30 protein-coding genes and 1 pseudogene are annotated in these 21,680 nt (G+C 52.5%); 6 read left to right on the forward strand and 25 right to left on the reverse strand.

Annotated elements, in window-relative coordinates; all coding sequences use genetic code 11:
• Positions 1 to 37: 37 nt before the first annotated feature.
• Positions 38 to 370, forward strand: coding sequence for a DUF3889 domain-containing protein (locus K2F33_RS27965; protein WP_076167758.1), 333 nt, complete (start codon positions 38 to 40; stop codon positions 368 to 370).
• A 26-nt stretch (positions 371 to 396) separates the two neighbouring features.
• Here K2F33_RS27965 and K2F33_RS27970 read toward each other — a convergent pair whose 3' ends face one another.
• Genes K2F33_RS27970 through K2F33_RS33665 form a run of 3 tightly spaced genes read right to left on the reverse strand, consistent with a single transcriptional unit; the run spans position 397 to position 2,464 of the window.
• Positions 397 to 981 carry a histidine phosphatase family protein gene (locus K2F33_RS27970; RefSeq protein WP_076167761.1) on the reverse strand — a complete coding sequence of 195 codons (585 nt, stop codon included), beginning with the start codon at positions 979 to 981 and terminating at the stop codon, positions 397 to 399.
• Complete coding sequence (gene fosB, locus K2F33_RS27975) at positions 978 to 1,415, reverse strand: metallothiol transferase FosB (RefSeq protein WP_089546629.1); 438 nt, start codon at positions 1,413 to 1,415, stop codon at positions 978 to 980. Before fosB ends, K2F33_RS27970 begins: the two co-directional genes overlap by 4 nt.
• Positions 1,416 to 1,474: 59 nt before the next feature.
• The gene (locus K2F33_RS33665) at positions 1,475 to 2,464 is read right to left on the reverse strand and encodes a tetratricopeptide repeat protein (RefSeq protein ID WP_318671421.1); all 990 of its coding nucleotides are present in this window, start codon (positions 2,462 to 2,464) and stop codon (positions 1,475 to 1,477) included.
• Positions 2,465 to 2,659: 195 nt separating this feature from the next.
• Between K2F33_RS33665 and K2F33_RS27990 the strand changes: the two genes are divergently transcribed.
• Positions 2,660 to 3,430: an MBL fold metallo-hydrolase gene (locus tag K2F33_RS27990; protein ID WP_263880193.1), complete on the forward strand. Its 771-nt coding sequence runs from the start codon at positions 2,660 to 2,662 to the stop codon at positions 3,428 to 3,430.
• Here K2F33_RS27990 and murI read toward each other — a convergent pair.
• The 6 genes from murI to K2F33_RS28020 all read right to left on the reverse strand — a co-directional run bounded on the left by murI (position 3,427) and on the right by K2F33_RS28020 (position 6,710).
• Entirely contained in the window at positions 3,427 to 4,233 is an 807-nt protein-coding gene (murI, locus tag K2F33_RS27995) for a glutamate racemase (RefSeq protein WP_263880194.1), read from the reverse strand. The genes K2F33_RS27990 and murI overlap by 4 nt on opposite strands.
• A 97-nt stretch (positions 4,234 to 4,330) precedes the next feature.
• Entirely contained in the window at positions 4,331 to 4,840 is a 510-nt protein-coding gene (locus K2F33_RS28000) for a GNAT family N-acetyltransferase (RefSeq protein WP_212983282.1), read from the reverse strand.
• Positions 4,841 to 4,866: 26 nt separating this feature from the next.
• A complete protein-coding gene (locus K2F33_RS28005; protein WP_076167774.1) occupies positions 4,867 to 5,334 on the reverse strand; it encodes a DinB family protein in 468 nt (155 codons plus the stop codon).
• A 99-nt stretch (positions 5,335 to 5,433) separates the two neighbouring features.
• A complete protein-coding gene (locus tag K2F33_RS28010; protein ID WP_084203757.1) occupies positions 5,434 to 5,844 on the reverse strand; it encodes a VOC family protein in 411 nt (136 codons plus the stop codon).
• Positions 5,845 to 5,880: 36 nt separating this feature from the next.
• Positions 5,881 to 6,516, reverse strand: coding sequence for a pyridoxamine 5'-phosphate oxidase family protein (locus tag K2F33_RS28015; protein ID WP_263880195.1), 636 nt, complete (start codon positions 6,514 to 6,516; stop codon positions 5,881 to 5,883).
• Positions 6,513 to 6,710: a hypothetical protein gene (locus tag K2F33_RS28020; protein ID WP_076167781.1), complete on the reverse strand. Its 198-nt coding sequence runs from the start codon at positions 6,708 to 6,710 to the stop codon at positions 6,513 to 6,515. The genes K2F33_RS28015 and K2F33_RS28020 overlap by 4 nt, the downstream gene beginning before the upstream one ends.
• A gap of 163 nt (positions 6,711 to 6,873) precedes the next feature.
• Between K2F33_RS28020 and pepT the strand changes: the two genes are divergently transcribed.
• Both pepT and K2F33_RS28030 read left to right on the forward strand, forming a co-directional pair.
• A complete protein-coding gene (pepT, locus tag K2F33_RS28025; RefSeq protein ID WP_076169509.1) occupies positions 6,874 to 8,112 on the forward strand; it encodes a peptidase T in 1,239 nt (412 codons plus the stop codon).
• A gap of 2 nt (positions 8,113 to 8,114) precedes the next feature.
• Entirely contained in the window at positions 8,115 to 8,942 is an 828-nt protein-coding gene (locus K2F33_RS28030; protein ID WP_263882473.1) for a class I SAM-dependent methyltransferase, read from the forward strand.
• A 135-nt stretch (positions 8,943 to 9,077) separates the two neighbouring features.
• Here the strand turns inward: K2F33_RS28030 and K2F33_RS28035 are convergent, their stop codons facing one another.
• From K2F33_RS28035 to K2F33_RS28070, 8 genes are all read right to left on the reverse strand, one after another.
• Positions 9,078 to 9,776 (reverse strand): ABC transporter permease, encoded by a 699-nt coding sequence (locus K2F33_RS28035; RefSeq protein ID WP_263880196.1) that lies wholly within the window; start codon positions 9,774 to 9,776, stop codon positions 9,078 to 9,080.
• The gene (locus K2F33_RS28040; protein WP_212983280.1) at positions 9,769 to 10,692 is read right to left on the reverse strand and encodes an ABC transporter ATP-binding protein; all 924 of its coding nucleotides are present in this window, start codon (positions 10,690 to 10,692) and stop codon (positions 9,769 to 9,771) included. Before K2F33_RS28040 ends, K2F33_RS28035 begins: the two co-directional genes overlap by 8 nt.
• A gap of 146 nt (positions 10,693 to 10,838) precedes the next feature.
• Positions 10,839 to 11,774 carry a sensor histidine kinase gene (locus K2F33_RS28045; RefSeq protein WP_263880197.1) on the reverse strand — a complete coding sequence of 312 codons (936 nt, stop codon included), beginning with the start codon at positions 11,772 to 11,774 and terminating at the stop codon, positions 10,839 to 10,841.
• Between the two features lie 2 nt (positions 11,775 to 11,776).
• On the reverse strand, positions 11,777 to 12,472 hold the full coding sequence (locus tag K2F33_RS28050) for a response regulator transcription factor (protein ID WP_280518751.1): 696 nt from the start codon (positions 12,470 to 12,472) through the stop codon (positions 11,777 to 11,779).
• Positions 12,473 to 12,521: 49 nt separating this feature from the next.
• Positions 12,522 to 12,950, reverse strand: coding sequence for a threonine/serine exporter family protein (locus K2F33_RS28055; protein WP_076167793.1), 429 nt, complete (start codon positions 12,948 to 12,950; stop codon positions 12,522 to 12,524).
• Between the two features lie 12 nt (positions 12,951 to 12,962).
• The gene (locus tag K2F33_RS28060; RefSeq protein WP_263880198.1) at positions 12,963 to 13,721 is read right to left on the reverse strand and encodes a threonine/serine exporter family protein; all 759 of its coding nucleotides are present in this window, start codon (positions 13,719 to 13,721) and stop codon (positions 12,963 to 12,965) included.
• Between the two features lie 129 nt (positions 13,722 to 13,850).
• Positions 13,851 to 14,666: a class I SAM-dependent methyltransferase gene (locus K2F33_RS28065; RefSeq protein ID WP_263880199.1), complete on the reverse strand. Its 816-nt coding sequence runs from the start codon at positions 14,664 to 14,666 to the stop codon at positions 13,851 to 13,853.
• A gap of 43 nt (positions 14,667 to 14,709) precedes the next feature.
• Complete coding sequence (locus tag K2F33_RS28070) at positions 14,710 to 15,216, reverse strand: GNAT family N-acetyltransferase (RefSeq protein ID WP_263880200.1); 507 nt, start codon at positions 15,214 to 15,216, stop codon at positions 14,710 to 14,712.
• Between the two features lie 193 nt (positions 15,217 to 15,409).
• Between K2F33_RS28070 and K2F33_RS28075 the strand changes: the two genes are divergently transcribed.
• Entirely contained in the window at positions 15,410 to 15,880 is a 471-nt protein-coding gene (locus K2F33_RS28075) for a DinB family protein (protein WP_263880201.1), read from the forward strand.
• Positions 15,881 to 15,949: 69 nt separating this feature from the next.
• Here the strand turns inward: K2F33_RS28075 and K2F33_RS28080 are convergent, their stop codons facing one another.
• The 6 genes and pseudogenes from K2F33_RS28080 to K2F33_RS28105 all read right to left on the reverse strand — a co-directional run bounded on the left by K2F33_RS28080 (position 15,950) and on the right by K2F33_RS28105 (position 18,839).
• Entirely contained in the window at positions 15,950 to 16,255 is a 306-nt protein-coding gene (locus tag K2F33_RS28080; protein WP_263880202.1) for an antibiotic biosynthesis monooxygenase family protein, read from the reverse strand.
• A 51-nt stretch (positions 16,256 to 16,306) separates the two neighbouring features.
• The gene (locus K2F33_RS28085) at positions 16,307 to 16,753 is read right to left on the reverse strand and encodes a GNAT family N-acetyltransferase (RefSeq protein WP_263880203.1); all 447 of its coding nucleotides are present in this window, start codon (positions 16,751 to 16,753) and stop codon (positions 16,307 to 16,309) included.
• Positions 16,735 to 16,965: pseudogene (locus K2F33_RS28090) on the reverse strand (hypothetical protein); the annotation flags it as partial. The pseudogene K2F33_RS28090 and the gene K2F33_RS28085, both read right to left, overlap by 19 nt.
• A gap of 11 nt (positions 16,966 to 16,976) precedes the next feature.
• On the reverse strand, positions 16,977 to 17,738 hold the full coding sequence (locus K2F33_RS28095) for a DUF3891 family protein (RefSeq protein ID WP_263880204.1): 762 nt from the start codon (positions 17,736 to 17,738) through the stop codon (positions 16,977 to 16,979).
• A 204-nt stretch (positions 17,739 to 17,942) separates the two neighbouring features.
• The gene (locus tag K2F33_RS28100) at positions 17,943 to 18,230 is read right to left on the reverse strand and encodes a hypothetical protein (RefSeq protein WP_076167812.1); all 288 of its coding nucleotides are present in this window, start codon (positions 18,228 to 18,230) and stop codon (positions 17,943 to 17,945) included.
• 147 nt (positions 18,231 to 18,377) lie between these two features.
• Entirely contained in the window at positions 18,378 to 18,839 is a 462-nt protein-coding gene (locus K2F33_RS28105) for a GNAT family N-acetyltransferase (RefSeq protein ID WP_263880205.1), read from the reverse strand.
• A gap of 25 nt (positions 18,840 to 18,864) precedes the next feature.
• Here K2F33_RS28105 and K2F33_RS28110 point away from each other — a divergent pair, with 25 nt between their 5' ends.
• The gene (locus K2F33_RS28110; protein WP_263882474.1) at positions 18,865 to 20,271 is read left to right on the forward strand and encodes an MFS transporter; all 1,407 of its coding nucleotides are present in this window, start codon (positions 18,865 to 18,867) and stop codon (positions 20,269 to 20,271) included.
• A 52-nt stretch (positions 20,272 to 20,323) separates the two neighbouring features.
• Here the strand turns inward: K2F33_RS28110 and K2F33_RS28115 are convergent, their stop codons facing one another.
• Entirely contained in the window at positions 20,324 to 21,010 is a 687-nt protein-coding gene (locus tag K2F33_RS28115; protein WP_263880206.1) for an HAD family hydrolase, read from the reverse strand.
• Positions 21,011 to 21,024: 14 nt separating this feature from the next.
• Positions 21,025 to 21,621 (reverse strand): AAA family ATPase, encoded by a 597-nt coding sequence (locus K2F33_RS28120; RefSeq protein ID WP_263880207.1) that lies wholly within the window; start codon positions 21,619 to 21,621, stop codon positions 21,025 to 21,027.
• Positions 21,622 to 21,680: the final 59 nt, after the last annotated feature.

Below are 21,680 nucleotides of genomic sequence, written 5' to 3' on the forward strand. Positions count from 1 at the left end.
TGAACGGTCAGATTTATACTCAGGAGGCAATAGAGCTATGAAGTGGATGTCCGCCGTATTCGTCAAATCCGTCGCCTTGTCCCTCGCGCTGTCTCTCTCGCTGCTCGTTGCCGAGCCGGACCCTTCCGTTGATCCTCCCTACGCCAAGTGGGGCCTGATCGCCGTGAAGGAAGCCCAGAAAAAATACAACTCGGAAATTACGGATTACCTGCATATCGGACGCATCAATCTGTCGCCGACGGAAGCGGAAGAAACGTTCAAGCTGCTCCTTAGCCGGCAGGGCATGCCGGCAGCTGTGCTGGCTACCGTCCGGTTTAACACGGTGACCGAAAGACTGATATCCATTAAGTTCAGAGATACACAGCCTTAAAACCGATCCTTAACAGGCAGGCTCGTTCAGATCGTCAGCTGCTCCAAATGCTTGACGCAGTTGAATAGCCCGCATTCCCAGCTCTCTTCGATCTTTCGGATGACGGTGATGGATGTGTTGTGCAGATGCTCGGACGTGTCCGTGTGCGGAATCAGAACAGGAAGCAGCGTGCCGATCAGCGCCCCATGACTTACCACGAGGACGCGATCTTCAGGATGGCTGGCGCAAATGTCCATGACCGCTTCCATTCCTCTGGCAATCATCGAGTCGTCGGTCTCGATCCCGAGATCCAGCGAAGCCCAATCATAACCCCATCGAAGCACCCGGTCTTCCTCGACCGTCCCTTCGATCTGACCGCAGTGGATTTCCCGCAGCCGCGGATCGACCTGGACGGTGAGCCCCAGCGCGGCCGCAATCGTTTCGGCGGTTTCCCGCGCCCGCGACAAATCGCTGGCATAGACAGCGTCCCACCGCTCTTTCTTCAGCCGTGCAGCCAAGGCTCTTGCCTGGGCCCGCCCGGTTTCGTTCAAAGGGATATCCGTCTGGCCTTGCGCCCTGCGCTCGATGTTCCAATCCGTGATGCCGTGCCTTACAAATCCGATCGTCGTCATTTGCCAACATCCTCCTTGTCGTAAAACTTCATATGGCCCTTCGTCTCCCGATAATAGGCGAGCCGATCCGCAAGCGTGCCGGTATGAAGCTCAAACCGGTGCCCGTCCGGGTCCAGGAAATATACCGAGAGCTTGTCCCGTTCATCCCGCTGCCTGCCCTCAAGTACGCGAACGCCGTAACTCTGTAGTCGGGACAGCCAGGCTTCGAAATCCTGATCTTTCACCGTAAAGGCGATATGAGTATACGTCGATGGTGTATCCCCCCGCTCCGCATCCTCCTGATTCAGCGCAATCCAGAGTCCTGCTAGATCAAAGTAAGCCAGCTTCCGGCCCTGCACGAGCAGCTGGGCGCCCAGAACGTCCCTGTAAAAAGCGATGGACCGATCCAGATCCGAAACGGAAAAACAAAAATGATTCACACCCTGTATGTTCATGATTCCTCCTGCATTCAGCCTTTTCGTACCCACACAGCTGGCCGTTAACAAGGCTAATCCTACACCTGATCCAGCTTATCGGCATAAAAGGCAATCGCCTTCCGGTACGCTTGGATCCCGTTGTCCGCGCTGGTTTCCGCAAGCTGCCCGAGGAGCACCTCCATTGCAGCGGCATGCTCCCCTAAATTGTACAGAGCCATGGCGTAAAAAACAGAAAACTCCCTGCGTTCGGGAAACTTCTCCATCGCCTGCTTCAACAGCGACTTTGCGTCCTCATATCGTCCCAGCGTACGGTATGTACTGCCGAGCCCAAGCATCGCCCCCGCCAGCTCTTCGTCCTGCAGTCCGAGCGAAATCGCCTTTTCATAATAAGGCACGGCTTCCTTCTCCAAGCCAAGCACGTCGTGGGTCCATGCGGTCTGATACAAGATCTCCGGATGCTCAGGCTGTTCCGCCAGCAGGGAAAGCCAAATTTCCCTGGACTGCTCGGCATTCCCTGACTGCCGGAGCGTTACGGCGTTCCTGAAGGTGCGGCGCCCGGCAAAATCCTCTCTTCCGGCCCTGAAAACGATCAAGTGGCCGTCCCGCAGGTGGTTCTCCCGAAAACCGAGCCTTCTCAGAACCTTTTGCGATCGAGGATGATCCTGCTCCACATGGGCTTCGATCTCATCCAACTTCATCACTTCAAAGCCGGCCTTCATCAATTCTTCGAGCGCCTCAGGCATATAACCGCTGCCCCAATACTCCGGAGACAGATCATAGCCCATTTCCGCCCTTTCTCTCTCGCCGTCCTGGACCCAACAATGGAATCCGCAGGTGCCCATAAACGTATCGTTCTCACGGTCAAATATGGCATACCTGCAGCCGGAACTGCGGGTGAGCGCAATAATTTCGTCCGCTTCCTCCAGGCTCACCAAAGGCTCAATATCCATGAACCGGGTGACTTCCGGGTTGGAGAACAACCGAAAGACGTCTTCCCGGTCCTCCGGCTCAAGCGGCCTCAACCTCAGCCTTTCCGTATGCAGGATAGGGTACTGTACATCACGCATCGCTGGGCCCCCTTCATGTTGAAATTTTTGCAAAAAACGCCGGATTACCATATTGCATATAGCACCAAAAATATATATTGACAAAACAACGTTTTTGTGTTATAATAAAATATTTATTTTGACAACTTAGTTCCCTGTCCGTAATATAGACTCTGTCTTGAAATCCATGAGTTGGAATTAGGGAGGAATCGAAGGATGAGTACGAACCAAGCTGCCACAAGCGTGTTAATGCTGGACGTATCCGCCGTCATGATGGGCAGCGTTAACACCGTTCACCCTGCGGTCATTACGGATGGAAACGATACGCTCCTGATTGACACCGGCTACCCCGGTCAGTATCCCCTCTTGCGGGAAGCGATGAAGTCCCATGGCCTATCGATCGATTCGATTACCCATGTCATCATTACGCATCAGGATCTGGATCATATCGGCAGCCTGCCGGCCATACGCCAGCACGCCCCTCGTCCGGTCGAAGTCATGTCCAGTCAAGAAGAAAGGCCCTATATTCAGGGTGAAAAGCGTTTGATCAAGGTAACCCCGGAGGCGATCGAACGGGCCAAAGCGTCTCTGCCTCCGGAAGTACCTGCTGAGTGGCGTAATGCCTTTATTTCTACGCTGGAGAATCCACCCCGGTCACCTGTCGACACAATCATCCATGAAGGGGAAGAGCTCCCCATCTGTGGCGGCATCGCCGTGATTGGCACACCGGGGCACACTCCCGGGCATATCAGTTTATACCATCGGCCGACCCGGACGCTGATCGCGGCCGACGCCCTCCGTGTCGTTGACGGAGAGCTGCATGGGCCGGATGCCGACACGACCGTCGATATGCCGCTTGCGACGCAGTCCATCGCCCAACTGGCCGCCTACGACATATCATCCGTTATTTGCTACCACGGCGGAAAAGTTGAAGGACCCGTTGTACATCGGCTACTGGAGCTAAGCGGAACGCAGCGTTCCCTTTAGAAAGAAGGATCAGCGGCCCGTTCGAAGCCGGCGACCTGAGTGCTGTAATAGTCGTAAGCTCTATGCATTTTTGCCATATATTCCGGATCCCCGCTGGAACAGGCAAAACGGATATCTCCTCCGCGCTGCATTCCGGACGTTCCCGTTTTCTTAAGAATATAGTCCAGCCTCCGCACCGTCCCGGCGCTCCCGTCAATGATCTCAATATGCGGCGGCAGAATCTGCCTCAAGATCCGGGTATAGAAGGGATAATGCGTGCATCCGAGCACCAGGGTTCCGTATTCCTCCAGCCGGTAATCGGCAAATTTATCCAGAAAATACCGTGTCATCCGGTCCGGGTCGAACTCCAGCGCTTCGCAGTATCCGACCAGCTCGGGGAGCGGCAGGGAGTCTACGATGCTGTGGTCATCCACCCTGGAAACGAGCTGGGTGTATTTAGACTGGTGCAGGGTCAGCGGGGTTGCCGCCACCAGCACCCTTTTCCCGGTCAGCCGGTTCATTTCAACTGCGGGCTTAACCGCAGGCTCCATCCCGATGATCGGAATGTCGTATTCCCGGCGAAGCTCCTCCGCTGCGGCGCTCGTCGCCGTATTGCAGGCAATGACAAGCGCTTTGATCTCGTCCTGCAGAATCATGTCCACGGACTGGCGGACATAATCCAGAACCTGATCCTTTGTCTTGGTTCCGTAAGGAACGTGAAGCGTGTCTGCAAAAAATAAAAAGTCTTCGTTGGGCAGCTGCTTTACGGCTTCAGACAGCACGGTCAGTCCGCCGAGGCCTGAATCAAAAAGCGCAATTCGCATGTTGTTCACCTGATTTTTCTTAATAATTGCTCCGGGCGCATATCCATGGCTGCCCGGCGATGTTCCATCCGGGGCCGTCAGCCCCGGAGTTATTATATCATGTTGTCCGGGCATCATCGGGAAATCTGTAAACCATGCCGATAAAGAGCACGTTCCGCCCCCCCACCATCGAGGAGAACTCGCAGGTCTCCCTGAATCCTGCCCTGCTGTATACCTTTGCAGCACGCTGATTGAATTTGGCCACCGCTAGGCGGATTCCCTTCCCGGGAAACTTATCGGAAACATAAGCCATGCCTGCTTTTACAAAATCCAGGCCTGCACCCTGCCCCGTCAGCTCGGGATTCATGCCCAATCCGTAATCAACGCAGGTATCATCTTCGTATAGACCGGCCCCATAACCTCCGGCAACACGGGCTGAATTGCCCGTGCAGTAAAAACCGACCAAATTTCCGGCGGAGTCCGACGCTGCTGCATAATCCCCGTTCATCAGCTCCAATATATCTTCTTCATCTGCTGCCATACTATAGAAGTCATACGGAGCCGGATAGTGCCATGTCGATATCCGGGCGGCAGCTTCCCGGGTCATCGGTTGAATCTGTATTTCCATGCCTAATGGTTACCTTCCTTCAAGTTTTACTGCTCACCAAGTCCACGGCCGATAAAATTGGCCGAAACCCTTGGCACATGAAGCTCTTTGGCCCAAACGGACAATTGGCCCATATGATGAATTTCATGGGCGATGACGTGCTTTGCGACCTCTCCGTAACGCAAGGGTTCGGCATGCCAGGCGGCCTTGACGATTTCCCCGTCCCGCTCAGGACTCCGGCTCAGAATCAGCGGACGAAGCTCTGTCACGTAGCTGTCGGACAAGGCTCTGACTTTACTCAGGGTCGCGAAATCCTCGAATTTTGGTTCTGCAGCCTCCTTGCCTTCGGCAGCCAGCATCCAACTGTACTCGACGTCAGCGATGTGGAACAAGGTTTTCAGGATGGAGCCAACTCCGCCCGTTCGCTCCTTCAGTAATTCTTCATGACTCAACTGTGCGCAGACATCAAACCATTCATCGCGTACCTGCCAATTATATAGAAAAAGGGATTTCATCATTTCCTCCTGGCGCAGTGTTCCTGCGCTCATTGTTCATGTTATGAACCCGACGCTTGCCCCGACCGGGCGGGCTCCCGGGAAAATTGTTCGGCAGTTTCAATTTCCTTGAATTATTTTTTTCTGCGGTACGGTCTTCAAGGGCTCGGCAATCATCCAAACATGGCCGAACGGATCCTTGATCTTCCCAACCAAGTCCCCGTGAGGCTGTGCGGCAACCTCCCTAAGCATGGCCGCTCCAGCCGCAAGGGCGTTGTTCACTGTTTCCAATGCATCCTCAACGGTGATATACAAAATCACCGGCGTTCCACCGAGTGTTTCCGCTGCGGTATTATGCTCGGGAAATTCGTCCGCGACCATGAACCGCGCATCACCGACCCGGATTTCAGCATGCGATGTTTTCCCGTCTTCCGTAACCATCCGGTTCGCTTCCGTCGCGCCAAACACCGATTGGTAAAAAGAAATGGCAGCGGCAGCATCATGAACGGCCAACATCGGAATGATACTCAAAGCCAGCCCCCCCTATTAATGATCATATCCGTTCTATTAATATAATCGCTTTTCGTAGCTTTCCGCCAGCGACCGTGCGACCTGCTCCTCCGTAACCTTTAATCCGCGCACATGATCCGCGATGATGGCGGCAGGATTTGGCAGATTCTCCCGCTTCGGCCATTGTTCCGGATCCCACAGCTTGGAGCGCTTGAAGGCTTTGGCGCAGTGAATATAGCACTCTTCGACTTCCACGCCGATGCCTATTTGCGGGATTTTCCCCTGGGCGGACAGTTTCTCCATCAGCTCAGGATCCGCAGTAATGCAGGCCTTTCCGTTAATCCGGAGCGTCTCCTCCAGCCCTGGAATGATAAAGATCAGCCCGGCACTCGGATTCTGCAAAATATTTAGCAGCGAATCATACCTCCGGTTACCTGGTCTTTCCGGAATGACCAGCCGCGTATCATCCAATATGTATACAAAGCCCGGTGCATCGCCGCGGGGTGATACGTCGCAGCTGCCCTCCGCGTCACTCGTGGACAGGAACAGCAGCTGAGACTTGGAAATAAATTCGCGGCAGTGGGAATCCAAACGCGTGATAACCTTGTTCCTGACCAGTTCGCTGGGAGGACTGCTCAGTAATCGAAGCTCCTCCTCCGATTGAATGATTGCCTTAAAAGGAATTGCCGTCATCGCTCATCCCCCTGTTTCTCATTCATTTTGTATATAATGTAATCCAGCTTCTCCTCAACTCTCCTCAAGGCGGCATCGGAATTTCTGACATGCCTGCTGCCGTTGGATACGTATTTGAACAGGCCGAAGAAAAACAAAAGGATCAAGCCGATCACGACAAGCGAAAATACAAGGCTGAACACGTTAACCGACACTTCCAACGCACCTCCATGAACCTATTATAATCGTTTTGGACAGGGAAGACAGCCGGACGGGCGCTAATCACTTCGGCTTTTCGGACCAAGCTTGTGATTTTGCCCCTTGCCCATGATATCATATCAAGTAGTACACCATTTACATAAAGGGAGATGAAGGATGTTGAAACAGGAACTCACGGAACGGTTAATCTCTTACGCCAGGGTGGAGACCCAATCGAATGAAGAAAGCAGCACCACGCCTTCGACTCCGGGACAGCTCACCCTTGCGCGCATGCTGGTGGAAGAGCTGAATTCCATCGGCATGAAGGACGTCACGATGGATGAGAACGGCTATGTCATGGCCACGCTTCCTTCCAATACGGACAAGGATGGCGTGCCGACGATCGGCTTCCTCGCCCATGTGGATACCGCAACGGATTTTACCGGCAAAGGCGTTAATCCGCAAATCGTCGACAACTATGACGGAGGCGATATCGTTCTGAACGCGGGACTAGGCGTCGTCCTTTCCCCAAAGCTGTTTCCTGAGCTGCCTCAGTACAAAGGGCACACGCTGATCACGACGGACGGAACGACCCTGCTTGGCGCAGATAACAAAGCCGGCATAGCCGAAATCATGACGGCGATGGCTTACCTGATCGGCCATCCGGAAATCAAGCACGGGACGGTCAGAGTCGCGTTTACCCCCGACGAGGAAATCGGCCGCGGCCCCGAGAAATTCGATGTTGCGGCTTTCAACGCCGATTTTGCCTACACCGTGGACGGCGGACCTCTTGGCGAGCTGGAATACGAGAGCTTTAACGCAGCCAAGGCAAGCATCACGATCCAAGGCACCAACGTTCATCCGGGCACGGCGAAGAACAAGATGGTAAACTCGATCAAAATCGCCATGGAGCTGAATTCCATGCTTCCACCGGAGCAGGCGCCCGAGCATACGGAAGGCTATGAAGGATTCTATCATCTGCTCTCGCAGAACGGAGATACCGAACGCACAAAAATGGAGTACATCATCCGCGATTTTGACCGGACGGAATTTGCCGCTAAGAAGGAGCATCTGACCCAGGTCGTGAAGCAGCTTCAGGCAAAATACGGCGAGGAGCGCGTCATCCTGGAAATGCGCGATCAGTACTACAACATGAGGGAAAAAATCGAGCCGGTAAAAGAGATCGTCGACGTAGCCTACGAAGCGATGGAAAGCCTGGGCATCAAGCCGATTGTCAAGCCGATCCGCGGCGGAACGGACGGTTCCCAGCTCTCCTATATGGGGCTGCCGACGCCGAATATTTTTACGGGTGGTGAAAACTTCCACGGCAAGTTCGAATACATTTCCGTCGACAATATGCTGAAGTCGGTACAGGTCATCATCGAAATTCTGAAGCGCTTTGAAGCAAGAGGCGTATGAGCATCATTCCAGAGGGAAACAATCAGCGCAATATCGAACGTTTCTCCGGATACGGGGATACCTACGACCGCTACCGGCCCGCAGCGCCTCCCCTGGTGACGTCCCTCCTGACTGGGTACCTTCAGCGCAAGCCGGAACTGGTGCTCGATCTGGGCTGCGGCACCGGGCTGTCCACGCTGGTCTGGAAAAAGCACGCGGACCAGGTTATCGGCATCGAGCCGAATGACGACATGCGCAGCGTCGCGGAGTCCAAGCTGGAGCAGATGACGGATGCAGCCCACATCCGCTTTATGGCAGGCTACTCCAACCAGCTTGCCGTCGGCAGCGAAACCGCCGACATTATTACGTGCTCGCAGTCTTTTCACTGGATGGAGCCGGCAAGCACGCTGCTGGAGGCTGCCCGGGTGCTGAAGCCCGGCGGCATCTTCGCCGTCTACGATTGCGACTGGCCGCCGACGCTGTATTGGCAGGTGGAGCAAGCCTACGAAGAAGTGATCAACCGGGCCGACGGCATCATCCGCGAACAGCTCAGCCAAGAGAAGCAGGCTGTCAAAAGGGATAAGGAAAAGCATCTCGCGGCCATTAAGGACAGCGGCCATTTCAGGTTCGCCAAGGAAATTGTGTTCCATCATGCGGAGGATTGCGATGCTGACAGGTATTTCGGCATCGCAATGAGCCAGGGCGGAGTTCAAACGGTCCTCAGGCTAAACCCGGAAGAGCTGGATGAAGACATTAAGCGTTTCAAACAGATCGTCGATGACTTTTTCCAGGAAAGGACGCTGCAGGTTTTGTTCAGCTACCGGATGAGGCTCGGCGTACGAAATACCTGAAGATGACAAAAAAATCAGGCCAAGCAGCCGATTCAACATTCCTCCTCAGTGAAGGAGAAGCAAATCGAATCGCTGACGCCTGATTTTTTTGCCTGCTTTTTCAGCCCTGATCCCCTTAAAAATAAATCTTTATCGCTAAATATCCCCCACTTGATTCACTTTGGCAATTGACAAGTAGACACTGACCAAGCCAATCAGGCCCAGCACTACGTATAACATGTTCGTGTTCAACGGAATATGAAGCAGTCCTGCGAAATTCGGGAACTGCATGAGAAAAACAGAGCAAATCACGGTCGGAATGACCGCCCTCTTCCAGATCCCGAACAAAAACAGCGGAACAAAGCTGATCACCGAGACAACCGCGGAATGAACGATCGACTTGACCGTAAACGAAATGATGTCCGCGAGGGTTGGCAGTCCGTGAATGACGTCGATGAACAAATCGAACACATAGGTGGTAATTCCGGATAGTACAAAAGATATAAGCGTACACAGGAAAACCGCCAGGAAGATAAACCAAACTTTGGCCATAACCAGTTTCTTGCGGCTAATGGGATATCCGAATGAAAGGGACATCGTTTTATTCTTATATTCCTCGATAAATACGTGATTAATCATGGAGGCGCCGAACAGAACAAACCCCATTTGGATCGCCGACATCAGCTCCATCGCGCTTGAATAACTCTCCTCAAAATCCGTGAACGCTAAATCAGCCATGACCACTTTTAAAAAGAAAACGGGAAGAAACATAAGGATCACCCAATAGATCATCACTTCACCGATAACCTTTTTCTGCTCTAATTTTCTCCACTCGAGCTCAATCAGTTTAGTCAAACTTATCGCCCCCCTGGATTTGGTGGTAAAAATAGTCTTCCAGCGTACTCGTATGCTTCTGAATTTCCTCAATTTCAATATCGTTCGATATCAATGTTTTCGAAATATCACTTGTGGATCGGGCCGTGTCGTATACACGAATCCTTGTATCCTTCACAATTTTGATGTTGGAAATTTGGAGCTTATGTTCAAGCAAATAGACCGTTTTCTGCACATTCGAAGTGACCAGTTCGATATAATCGGTCCGCAACTTCTGAATGTCGGCCAGTGCGACTTCATTCACCAGTTTCCCGTGCTGAATCATCCCGATTCGGTCAGCCATCTGCTCGATTTCACCCAGGATGTGACTAGACAGGAGAAACGTTATGCCATATTCCTTGTTTAACATCCGGATTAATTCCCGCATATCTTTAATCCCGATGGGATCCAGCCCATTGGTGGGTTCATCCAGGACAATCAGCTCAGGCTTCGTAATCATGGCACGGACGATTCCCAGACGCTGTTTCATGCCAAGCGAGAAGTCCTTCACTTTCTTGTCATCAATCCCATGCAAATTGACCATATCCAGCGCTTGGGTGATGGCCTTTCCGTCATAAAAGCCCAGATATTCACAGTGAATCCGCAAGTTCTCCATGGCTGTTAGATGTTCGAAAAATATCGGATATTCAATGATGCTCCCGACTCGCTTTAACCCGTCTTTTGCAGATTCCGTAAACTTCTTGCCAAATAGCATGATTTCTCCCGATGTGGGGATGATGATTCCCGTGAGCATTTTCATGATCGTCGTTTTACCGGCACCGTTCGGTCCAAGCAAGCCGTAAGTTTCTCCTTTTTTTACCGTGAGATTAACATTCGAAGTAATCGTTTTTCCTTTTACCGTTTTGGTAAGCTCATAGGTTCGAATGACGTCGCTCATTTGAGTTATGATCCTCCCGTCTATATTCATCCTTTGAATTACTTCTATCGTAAAGCAAGGAATGGATCATTTTTCTTACTCAATCCTTACAAGTTTCTTAAGTTCGTAAAAAGAGGCGTTCAGACAGAACACCTCTTACGGGAGATCTAATATGGCACCTGTTTAAAAATACATGTAAACGTCGTTTTCTCAAACGGTGTGCTCGTAAGCCGAATCGATCCTTTCATCGCCTCCGTTAAACGTTTCGAAATGCTAAGGCCTAGTCCGCTACCCTGAAATTGCGGGTTTCGGGCGTCATCTAATGTGTAAAGTCTTTCAAACACGCGGTCCTGGTGGACTTCCGTAATGCCTTTTCCGCGATCCCAGACGTCGACAGCAACCGATTCGCCTTCTTCCCGAAGCGTTAAACCAAACACGCCTCCGTCGCTTCCATACCGGATTGAATTTGATATTAAATTGTTTAATATTCGTTGCAGCACATGCTCATTACCGAGTATGTAAAGGGGACGCTCCGGAATTTCAAGCTCCACCCGAAGACCTCGGGATGTCAGAAGCTCATAAAATTCAAGCACGCTTTGGCGGCAAATCTCATTGAGGGAAATTTTGCTGAGCGGGATTTCGTAGTCTTCCGACTCGATTTTAACGAGATCAAAAAACTGGTTAAGCAATGCGACCAGACTGTTCACTTTATCGTTTAGCCGCAGAATTACCTGCTTCCTCTCTTCTTCGGTAATCGATTCTTCCTGGTTCAGCTTTTCGGCATAACCCAGAATGACCGTCAGGGGCGTTTTCAAATCGTGGGACATGTTGGATATCATTTTCTTCAGACTATCCTTGGTTCTGGCATAATCCGCAATCACTCTTTGGTTGTAATCCAGCAGACGGTTGATTTGGATCAGCAACTGCTGCACGGCTTGCTGGTCGGTTTGGAAAAGCACCTTCTCGGCGGTTTGATGTTCGATGATCTCCATGATTTTATTCGATATTTCCTGTACATTCCGATTCCATGTTCTGCGTGAAACAAACTGCCAAATATTCATGAGGAGCAAAACAGCAATGGCCGCGCTTAGAAAAATAACCATGGCTACCCTCCCAATTTATATCCGATGCCCCAAACGGTACGAATAAACTGGGGATTGGAAGGATCTTCCTCAATTTTTTCTCGAAGCCTGCGGATATGAACGTTAATCACGTTTTCATTCCCATAATAATCGTCTTGCCAGACGAATTGATAGATTTGCTCCTTGGTGAACACCCTGCTCTGATAAGTTAAGAATAATTTCAGAATATGAAACTCCTTGGAGGTGAGCGTAACACTCTGACCTCGGACCTGCACAGAAAACGTGCTTAAATCAAGAGTGAGGTCCTTATAATGAATCCGATCCTCCGTCGGCTGATGATCCGTCCGGATATATTGCGTTGCCCTGCGTATGGCAGCTTGCACTCTGGCGGTTAGCTCAATCATGGAGAACGGCTTGCTTAGATAATCATCTGCTCCAAAACCAAGTCCTAGAGCCTTGTCAAGGTCGCTGCCTTTTGCGGAAATAATAACGACGGGAACGACGCTTCTTTCCCTGATCTGCTTGAGCACATCCATGCCATTTACTTTAGGAAGCATTAAATCCAGCAAAACCAGATCAAACTCCTCCTTATCAATAAATGATTCCGCTTCTTCCCCATCCAGCGCGACAAACACTTCATAGTTTTCCTGTTTTAAATGACTCTCAATCAGCTGGCTGATTTCCTTATCGTCTTCGATTAGCAGAATGCGCTTTGGCACGCAGATCCCCCCGAGCTCCTCATATTTTGACCGGTGAAATTTCCAACACCTACACTCTCCACTTCCGGATGAGCTGATTGGTCACTTCCGACAACAGCAGGCCAAGGGCGATCGCCCCCGAAATCATAAAGGCTTCGGCTCCCAGCTGGACGGCCTGGTCATACTGGTTCTCAACTGCGTTGCGCATCGCGTCATAAGCCGTTCCGCCGGGGACCAGCGGAATGATGCCCGATACGCTGAACACGATGATCGGCGTGCGGTACCTTTTGGCGAACAAATGGCTGATCATCGTGACGCAGTAACTGGCGACCACGGTGGCTGTAATCCGCAGCACGTGCATATCCTGAAGCCATATATACAGCAGCCAGCCGACCATCCCGGCAAATCCGCACTGCAGCAGCGCCTTTTTCGGGGTGTTGAAGAGCATGCCAAACGCAGCCGATGCGACGAAGCTCGTGACGAGTTGTTCAATGTACATACGGCATCCTCCTCATTGAAATGACAGCATAAATGCGATGCCCGCCCCGATCGCAAAAGAGGTGATGAACGCCTCGGCCCCCTTCGACAAGCCGGAAACCAGGTGGCCTGCCATCAAATCGCGGATCGCATTAGTAATCAGCAGCCCCGGTACGAGCGGCATGACCGAGCTGATGACGATAATGTCCAGGTCCTGCCCGAAGCCGAATTTGACGAACAGGATCGAGCAGAGGCCGATGGCCAGCGCTCCCGAAAACTCGGCGAAGAACTTGACCGGAATCATCCGCTGCAGCATCAGCGTGCAGTAATATCCGAGACCTCCGGCCACAGCCGCGGGCAGGAAATCGGGCCAGATGCCGCGGAACATGATCAGGAAACAGCCGCTGGCCAGCGCCGCCATCAGCAACCGCAGCCACAGCGGGTAAATATCGCCTGTCCGCTGGATGTTTTCCAGTTCCCGGCGCGCTTCAGTGATGGTCAGCTCCCCTTTGCTGATGCGGCGGGATACGCTGTTCACGCGGTCGATTTTATGCAAATTCGTCGTCCGGTCCGAAATCCGGTTCAGCCTCGTGATCGGCTGCGGATCCTCCATAGAAAAAATGAGTCCCGTAGGGGTCATGTAGCTATGCGTTTTATCCACGCCAAAAGAAGCGGCAATCCGTACCATGGTATCTTCCACCCGGTACGTCTCCGCTCCGCTCTGCAGCATGATTTGCCCGGCCAGCAGGCATACCTTCATGATTTCGTGCTCCCTCTGCACCAAGTCTTCCAAAGCTCTTCCTCCCGTATGCGCATAACCCTATGTTAGTTACAGTATAATCGGTTTGCCGGACAAAAACACTTACAAGCGTCACTTCCTCGTAATAGAGCGGAATCCTCCGGAGTAAGAAATACCCTTCGGTTATTGTGGCTTGACTCCGATATACAGCAGATGAGAGGAAGCACCTAGGATATATGGGTCTTCTGCAGCCTCCATGATACGGTTCAGAAACCGCTGATATTCCTCTGGACCGCGGCCCCGCCAGTATGCCCACTGTTCCTCGTTCATAGACTGCACCACGCTGCCGGATGCGATCAACTTCACGCTGTCGAAGCCGTGCTGCTCCATGAAGGGACGGATCTCATCAATCGGAAAATAATAAGCTTCCGTAAACCGGCCATCATCGCTGTGGTTGAATACACCCGTTCTCATAAACTCATCAATGCCGTCCATTGTATCATTCGGCTTCCAGGACTGCGGATGCAGCAGCGAATTTATTAAATGCCTCGTCCGGGACATAAAGGCGACAAATACATGTCCGCCGGGTTTGACCACCCGGAAGAGCTCCCGGGCCGCCTGCTTCCGGTCTTCCTCCTGCTGGAGATGGTACAGCGGCCCAAGCATCATAACGGCGTCAAACCGCCCGTCTTCAAATCTTCCAAGATCTCTTGCATCGGCCACGTGTATCCCCCGGAACCGTTCCTCCAGCTTGCATTCCTTCACTTTGCCGGCCGCGAGGCCGACGAGGCGTGGAGACAAATCGGTCAAGGTCACGTCATAGCCTTCCTGCGCCAGCGCAACCGCATATTTGCCCGGCCCCGCCCCGTTGTCGAGGACATGTGTTCCCGGTTTCAAATACTGTTTGATGAAATGGAAGTTGACCATAAATTCGACCGGCTCCCGTTCCAGTCTCCCCCATTCATCAAACTGATTATAGTAATCGATTATGCTGCCCATCTTTCCGCTTCCTTTCCATAGACGGATTCCCGTCCTTCATATTTCAGAGCTTATCCCAAGCCAAACCGGTTTCCAGAACGGCCTGGCCGGCGATATCCAGCGTTTTTTCAGAGACAGGACTTCCACCCATTTTTATATAAAATTGACGCGCCGGGTTATCCTTGAGCACCCACACGTACATGGAACCGAAGCCGTTCACCCGGAAGGCTTGGATCAGCGTGTTCACCAGCAATTTTCCATGTCCCTTTCCCTGATGTTCCTGAAGTAAATACAAGGCGTAGATTTCCGCATCATACCCGGCCTCTTCCTCCCGGCATTTTCCCCCTTGTATAAACCCGGACACCCGTCCGGCTTCATCCTCGGAAACGAATGTCCACAAGTCCTTATCTTCCCGGCTTAGTAGCTGCTTCCACCGCTCCATCCGGCTCTCCACCGTCAACTGATCCAGATAGGCGTCTGCAATCATGCCTCTGTAGGTCGTTTTCCAGCTTTCCACGTGGACCCTGGCCAGCACCGGGTAATCATCATAAGCAGCCTGTCTGATGCTCATACGGAAAATCTCCTTTCGCATAGTGCATATTCCAATGCATCCATTCGCACTAGCGTTGATCAGCCTCGAAAAAACTTGATCACCGTCTGACTTGCCATTATAATAAAAAAAAACAAGAACAAATGTTCTTGTTCGGAATTCTTCGATCATCGCTATGTAACTACTTACCTGTAATAATGGAGGAGATAAAACCATGAATCCCTGCTGCCAAAGCGTGCTGCATCATATAAATGTGGCAATCCGTTCCGTTCTCGAGATCATGGACGGTCTGGATGAATGCGATCTGCCAAAGCGGCCGACCCCCGGCAAATTTTCCGTAGGCGAGCTGCTGGAGCATCTCGCCATGCTGCCGCTCGCCGATTCGATCATCTCGGACGGTGCTTCACAGGAAGAGATGGCTGCATTTTACAGCAGGACATCGTATTCGACGAGCGCGCGCATCCGCCAAGCCTTCCAAGATAACTATGAATCCCTTGTTCAAAAATACGGCTCGCTGACGGAAGCCCAGCTTCAGGAAGAGGTTTCCTCCTACTGGGGAGCATCCTATACTCGGTTCGGCTGGCTGCTGGAAATTTTGGCGCATTTATACCATCACCGGGGTCAGCTTCATTCCATGCTCGTGCATGATTTGGGACATGACCCGCGCGTTTCTTTATTTGAGTAATACATAACTTTTCGTTCAGCTGCCGCGTTGGAACATGGGGCACTCCCGTTGCGTTCTAGGAGTATCCCTTCAAGATGTGCCCGGTAAGCTTACTTTCTCAAAATGTTCAACGACCGGGAAAGGGTCGTAATAGTGATGCAGCAGCCCTTTCCACCGAGCATAAGATTCGGACTGCCTGAATCCTTCCGTATGGTCCTCAAGGGTTTCCCACTTCACGAGGAGGAGGTATTTGTTTGGAACCTCCATACAGCGCTGAAGCTCATGTCCGATGTACCCTTTCATGGAAGATATAATGCCCGAAGCCTCTCGGAAGGCTTGCTCAAATGGTTCGCCCTGCCCCGGCTTCACCTGCAGCATCGCGGCTTCCAAAATCATATCATTTCCTCCTGACTCTTTGCCAACTTTATCACGCGTCCTGAGCCGCGCCTATACTTCGAGGTCAAGCACAAGCTCCCCATTTATGAATTGACCGGTCTCTTTAAAACCCAACCCTTTGTACAGCCGATTTGCGGCTGTATTGTCGGGAACATGCGAGATTCTGATAACAGTACAGGCCGGATGCTCTTTTTGCTTGCGAAGGACGGCGGATAATCCCGCTTTGCCGTAACCTCTGCCTTGATAATTACGGTCGATCATGAACCTGACGATCCAGAAGCAGCCGTCTTCCGGATACGGCTCCTCATCGAACAGCGCAAATCCTACCATGAAATCATCTGCATAAATCGCGTAGGGATAGCAGGTTTTCTCCTCGGCCGCCTTTTGCAATGAATTTAGATTTGAAGCCACAAATCTCAACTGGTCATCCCTGGGACGAAGCTCGATGCACTGCTGGCGGATATCGTCGGTAACGGGTTTTAAATATACAGGATCCATACAGCCACCTCCTGTCTACAGCTTCTTGACGGATTCCGCGATCGTAATCTTTTTTCCTGATCCCACACATCATGGATTTCAAAGGTTCCCTCCTCGAAGAAGAGCGGAAATCTCTTGCGGAACCATGGCTGCATTGGCAGCTCCAGCGCTTCTTCGATCGTTACCCAACGGAGCTCGCCTTCCGGCGGATCGGCGAGGAGTTCTCCCTCGTATCTTCTCTTCCTCATTTATTCCGAAATATAACATCCTGCGTGATTTCCGGGGCCATGTCGTAGGCTGCACCCAATCCCTTTTCCTCAATAGCTTGTCTCGATACCCGCTTTAGCGTAATCGACCCGGTAAACTCCGATCGGAACAAGGGCAGGCTGACCGCCACGCAGCCTTCGTCCACCCATCGGGCCTGCAAATGCTTGAGCCCGGCGATCTCCGTGTCGATCCCTTCACGGTACCATGGATGCTCCTCATCTTCGGACACCCCTGGCTCATTGAGACATACGTACAGCGACAGGCTGTCGCACAGCTTAAGCAGGTTAAAATGGCGCTCCACCCGGCTGGCGTCCAATCCGCTGAGCTGACTTTGAATCCGTTCCTGCCGAAGGAGCTCTTCCTTGTAAAACCGGGCGGCTTCCGGGTCTTCGGCATAACGGATCTGCTGGAACGACGCATAATGCTTGCTGCAGAGCAGACCTGCATACGGATCCATCGCTTCCGTCTCATCCAGGCCGGCTCGGTACGAAGACAGCTTGGGCTTAAGCGGATAGTTGATAAAGGAAAACGGGCTGCTGCTTTCTGAATCCCATAGCGGATTCTCGTCCAAATATCTCCAGCCGCGATCATGCTGGGTAATGGCCAGCACCGCAGCTTCACGATCCGATCCTGTCGGCATCCACTCCGGCAATAAATGCTCTGCAATCTGTCCCGATAACTTGGCATGATCATGCTGGCGAATCAGAACGAAGCCTTCCGGTTGTTCTCTGACAATCATCACATTCACCCTCCATCGGTTGATGTTTTACCTAATATTAACTTTTTCCAACCCATTTTCCCAGCAAAAATTCACGTGTGGATCGACAACCTTCCCCGGCCTTGCACCACCAGCAGAAAAAAACCTCCAACCGGAACATTCCGGCTGGAGGCTCAATATCACATGGGGAAGGGGAAGAGCTGGTGCTGATGTTGGTATTGCCAATTAGAAATCAGAGGTAGCGATTTGAATCGTACCGAACACCGGACCGGCAGCTGAAGCCAGCAGTGCGGCGACAAGCAGACGTTCCACTGAGAGCGTCAAGCTGTTTGCCGCCGGGATCGTATAAGTGACAACAGGGGCGTTGACGCGGGTGATGACAAGGTCAACCGGAAAAGCCGACGTGTTGTTCACCGTGACCGCAGCATTGATTCCGCCGGCAAGATTCTCATAGAACGACTTGCCGACACCAGCGGCTAGCGAGTAGAACTGCTCTGGTAACAAAATAGCCATGTGACATGACCTCCTTTACCATTTGATAGATTATCCTATGCCTGAAATCTATCAATGCAACGTTACTTGCCGCTAGATTGAAACACATTTTAATAGACGCCCCAGCCCTGCAGTGACGATTCTGACCGCTTTCTGCAGATCTATTCTTTATATCAAATCCAGACGGAGCCGGACCATATCCTGCACTTGGATTCCGTCTTCATAGAATACTTCCTCATAGTGTCGGATAAAAAAGCCCGGGTCCACGCCCACGATCCGGAAACCGCAGCGTTGATAGAGTTTCAATTGAGAAAAGCTGGAGTTGGCTGTGCCGATTTCCACCGCATGCGCTCCCTGCCTCCTGGCTTCTTCGACGGCGTTTTCGATCAGCATTTTGCCGATCCCTTTGCCCTGCAGATCTTCCCGTACCGCAATATTGACGATCTCAACCGTTTTCGGATGCGTATCGATCAGTACATACTCTCCCGCTAATTCGCCGTTGAGGTAAGCTCCATACCCCCTGCCCCTGGCGACGTAATCCTCAACCATCTCTTTGGATGGATCAGCAAGCAACAGCAGGTCATAGGGGATATCCTCGCCGATTCCCCACGGTTGAATGGTTATTTCCATCTTGCAAATCACCTCTTTCGTTCTCATGAGCCAAGCTTCTGATTTGGCATATGCCATATGTAAAGTTTTCCTTTCCACCCTGGGGGCCGCTTGCTACAATAGAGAAGCTAATGCATCAGGACGGAGGATTAATCAAACCATGCGGTTACTGCATCAGGTCTCGTCAGAATGGAATCGCCTCAACCGGAATATCCGGCTCTTTTTTCTTGCCAATTTGCTGTATCAGATCGGGACAGGCATGTTCTCGGTGCTTTACAATCTTTACGTGCAAACGCTGGGTTACCCCGATACGATGAACGGCACCTTGGTGAGCGTTCAGTCGTTTGCAACGGCGCTTATTTTCATACCGATCGGACTGCTGGGGGACCGTACCAGCCATAAGCTGCTCTTAATGACCGGCGCATTGTTTACAGGTCTGAGCTTCATGGGCAGGTCGCTGGCCAGCGGTGAATCCGCCCTGATCGTCCTGTCCGCTGCAGCTGGCCTTTTTGCGGCCTTCTTCCAGGTGATCGCCGTCCCGTTTCTGGCCGGGAATTCGGACAAGAAGCAGCGGCTGAAGCTGTTCAGCTACCACTTCTCCCTCGTGCTGGCCGCCCAGGTCATCGGCAGCAGCGGCGGCGGTTACCTGGCCGATATGCTCCAGTCCGCCGGCTGGAGCAAAATCCAGAGCCTGCAGGCTGTGCTGTTCACCGGAGGAGCGGCGAGCGTGCTTGCCTTTGTGCCCTTGCTGCTAGTCCGGCAGAAGCCGGCTGTCCAAAAAGACGCTTCGGCCGCTCCGCCCGGGCCTGCCCTGTCCCAACCGCTCCCATCTTCAGCGCGGGAGGACTGGAGCGCCATCGCCAAATTTACGCTGGCCCAGCTGATTGTCGGCCTTGGCTCGGGACTGGTCGTGCCTTATCTCAATCTGTACTTTACAAACCGCTTTGCCGTATCCCTTACGGCCGTCGGCATCCTGATTTCACTCGGCCAGATCATGACGATCGTATCGATGCTGATCGGCCCGTCGCTGGCAAGCCGCGTCGGACCGGTCAAGGCCGTGGTGCTGTTTCAGATGATGTCCCTGCCTTTTTTGCTGCTGACCGGTTTCACCAATCTGTTCGCAGTCGCTTGCTTCAGTTTCCTCTTCAGGCAGGCACTGATGAATGCGGCCAATCCCATCCAGTCCTCGATCACGGTTGACCGGGTGTCCGATGCCCGCAGAGGAATCGCCAACTCGATGACGCAGACCGCGTTTATGCTTGGCTGGGCTACGATGGGACCTGTCCAATCCTATTTGCTTACCGCATATGGGACGTACTGGGGCTATGCGCTGACTTTCAGCATGACCGGAATCCTATACATCAGCGCATCGGCCATCTATTACTTTATGTTTAACGAGCGTAAGCAGAAATCCGCTTCTCCGCAGGCGGCTAACCAGAACGCTCCGGCCTGAATGCCAATCCAACGATGCCTGCAGGAGCCTTCCAGCTACCATCACCGCCCCCTCAAAACCGCAAGAATGGGCCGGTACATAGCGGAAGGAGCTCCTGCAGTTTGTTTATCGTCAGCGTCCCTTCCGGCAGGAGCGGACCCGATTCAGCAGGCGCAGTGAGCAGCAGTACGGGACGCAGACCTGCTGCAGCGGCGCCCTGCGCGTCCTTTTCGGGATGGTCACCCACAAACCAGCAGTTCTCCGGACGGGCCTGCAGCCTGCTCAGCGCCATTTCGTATATTCGCCGGTCCGGCTTCTTGACCCCCGCCTCTTCCGAAACGATAACCGCATCGAAATAGCCTCTGAGCTGCACCTGGTCAAGCTTGGCATACTGGGTTCTGGCCGAGCCGTTCGTGACGCACCCGATACGGACTCCCCTGCTTTTCAGCTCCCGCAGCACCAATTCCGCTCCATCCATCGCTACGGTGCAGGAGGGAAACTCAGCGAACCAATAAGCGAGCAGGTCTTCGGCGGTCGTCGCCTCCTCCCTCATTGGCAGTGTCCGCCTCATTTCCTCATACAGCTCCCTTTTTTCCCGATAGCCATTCCGGTCTGCGGCACGCAGCTGTTCCACCAGCCTCAGGCGATGCTCAGGATTGTGCGCGGCGGCAAACCTGTCGATAAATTTTCGCGAAAACTGCTCAAACGCCTGTTTACGGTCCACCAGCGTATTATCCAAGTCGAACAGCACGGCTTCCATACCCTCTTCTCCCCCTAGTTAAAAAATCGGAAATGATCCAACTGGGTTTTGATTTGGTCGAATTTCTTCCGCACCGCACCCCTGTGATCGGGCAGCAGGGGAATATGGGCCATGTCCGCAATCCGCTCCGCTACCTGGCTTACCGACAGGTCAACGGTATCGATATGCTCCCGGAATATGTCTTGGGAAAGACCTTCAATACAGCGTTCGGCCTGCTGAGCACCCCATGAGTTTGATCGTTCCCCCCGGCTTTTCAAGCGCTGCAGGATGACTTCGCGCGGAGCGCATAACGCAAAATGCTTCACGGTCATGCCGTCCGTGCGCAGCCGGCCAACGATTTCTTCAAAATATACCGGATCGACCACGGTCATTGGAGCGATGATGACTCCGTCGTAGTCACATGCGATGTGCTTCAGCATGGCATAGTTGAATTCCCGCCATAACGGATATTCCTGAAAATCGGGCTTCTTGATGCTGGGCGGAATATTTTTGCGGATAAAATACCCTGCATTCTCTGGATCGTACACGAAAGAATGCGGTATCCGGCGGTGAAGCTCGAAGGCGGTCTGCGTTTTTCCTGCACCAAACGCGCCGTTTATCCATAGGATCATCCATCATCCCTCAACTTTGACGATATTTTGGAGATTTGCTTCTCGCATCCGTTCCATTA

The organism is Paenibacillus sp. PSB04 (assembly GCF_025809195.1).
Taxonomy (GTDB): Bacteria; Bacillota; Bacilli; order Paenibacillales; family Paenibacillaceae; genus Paenibacillus_AQ; species Paenibacillus_AQ favisporus.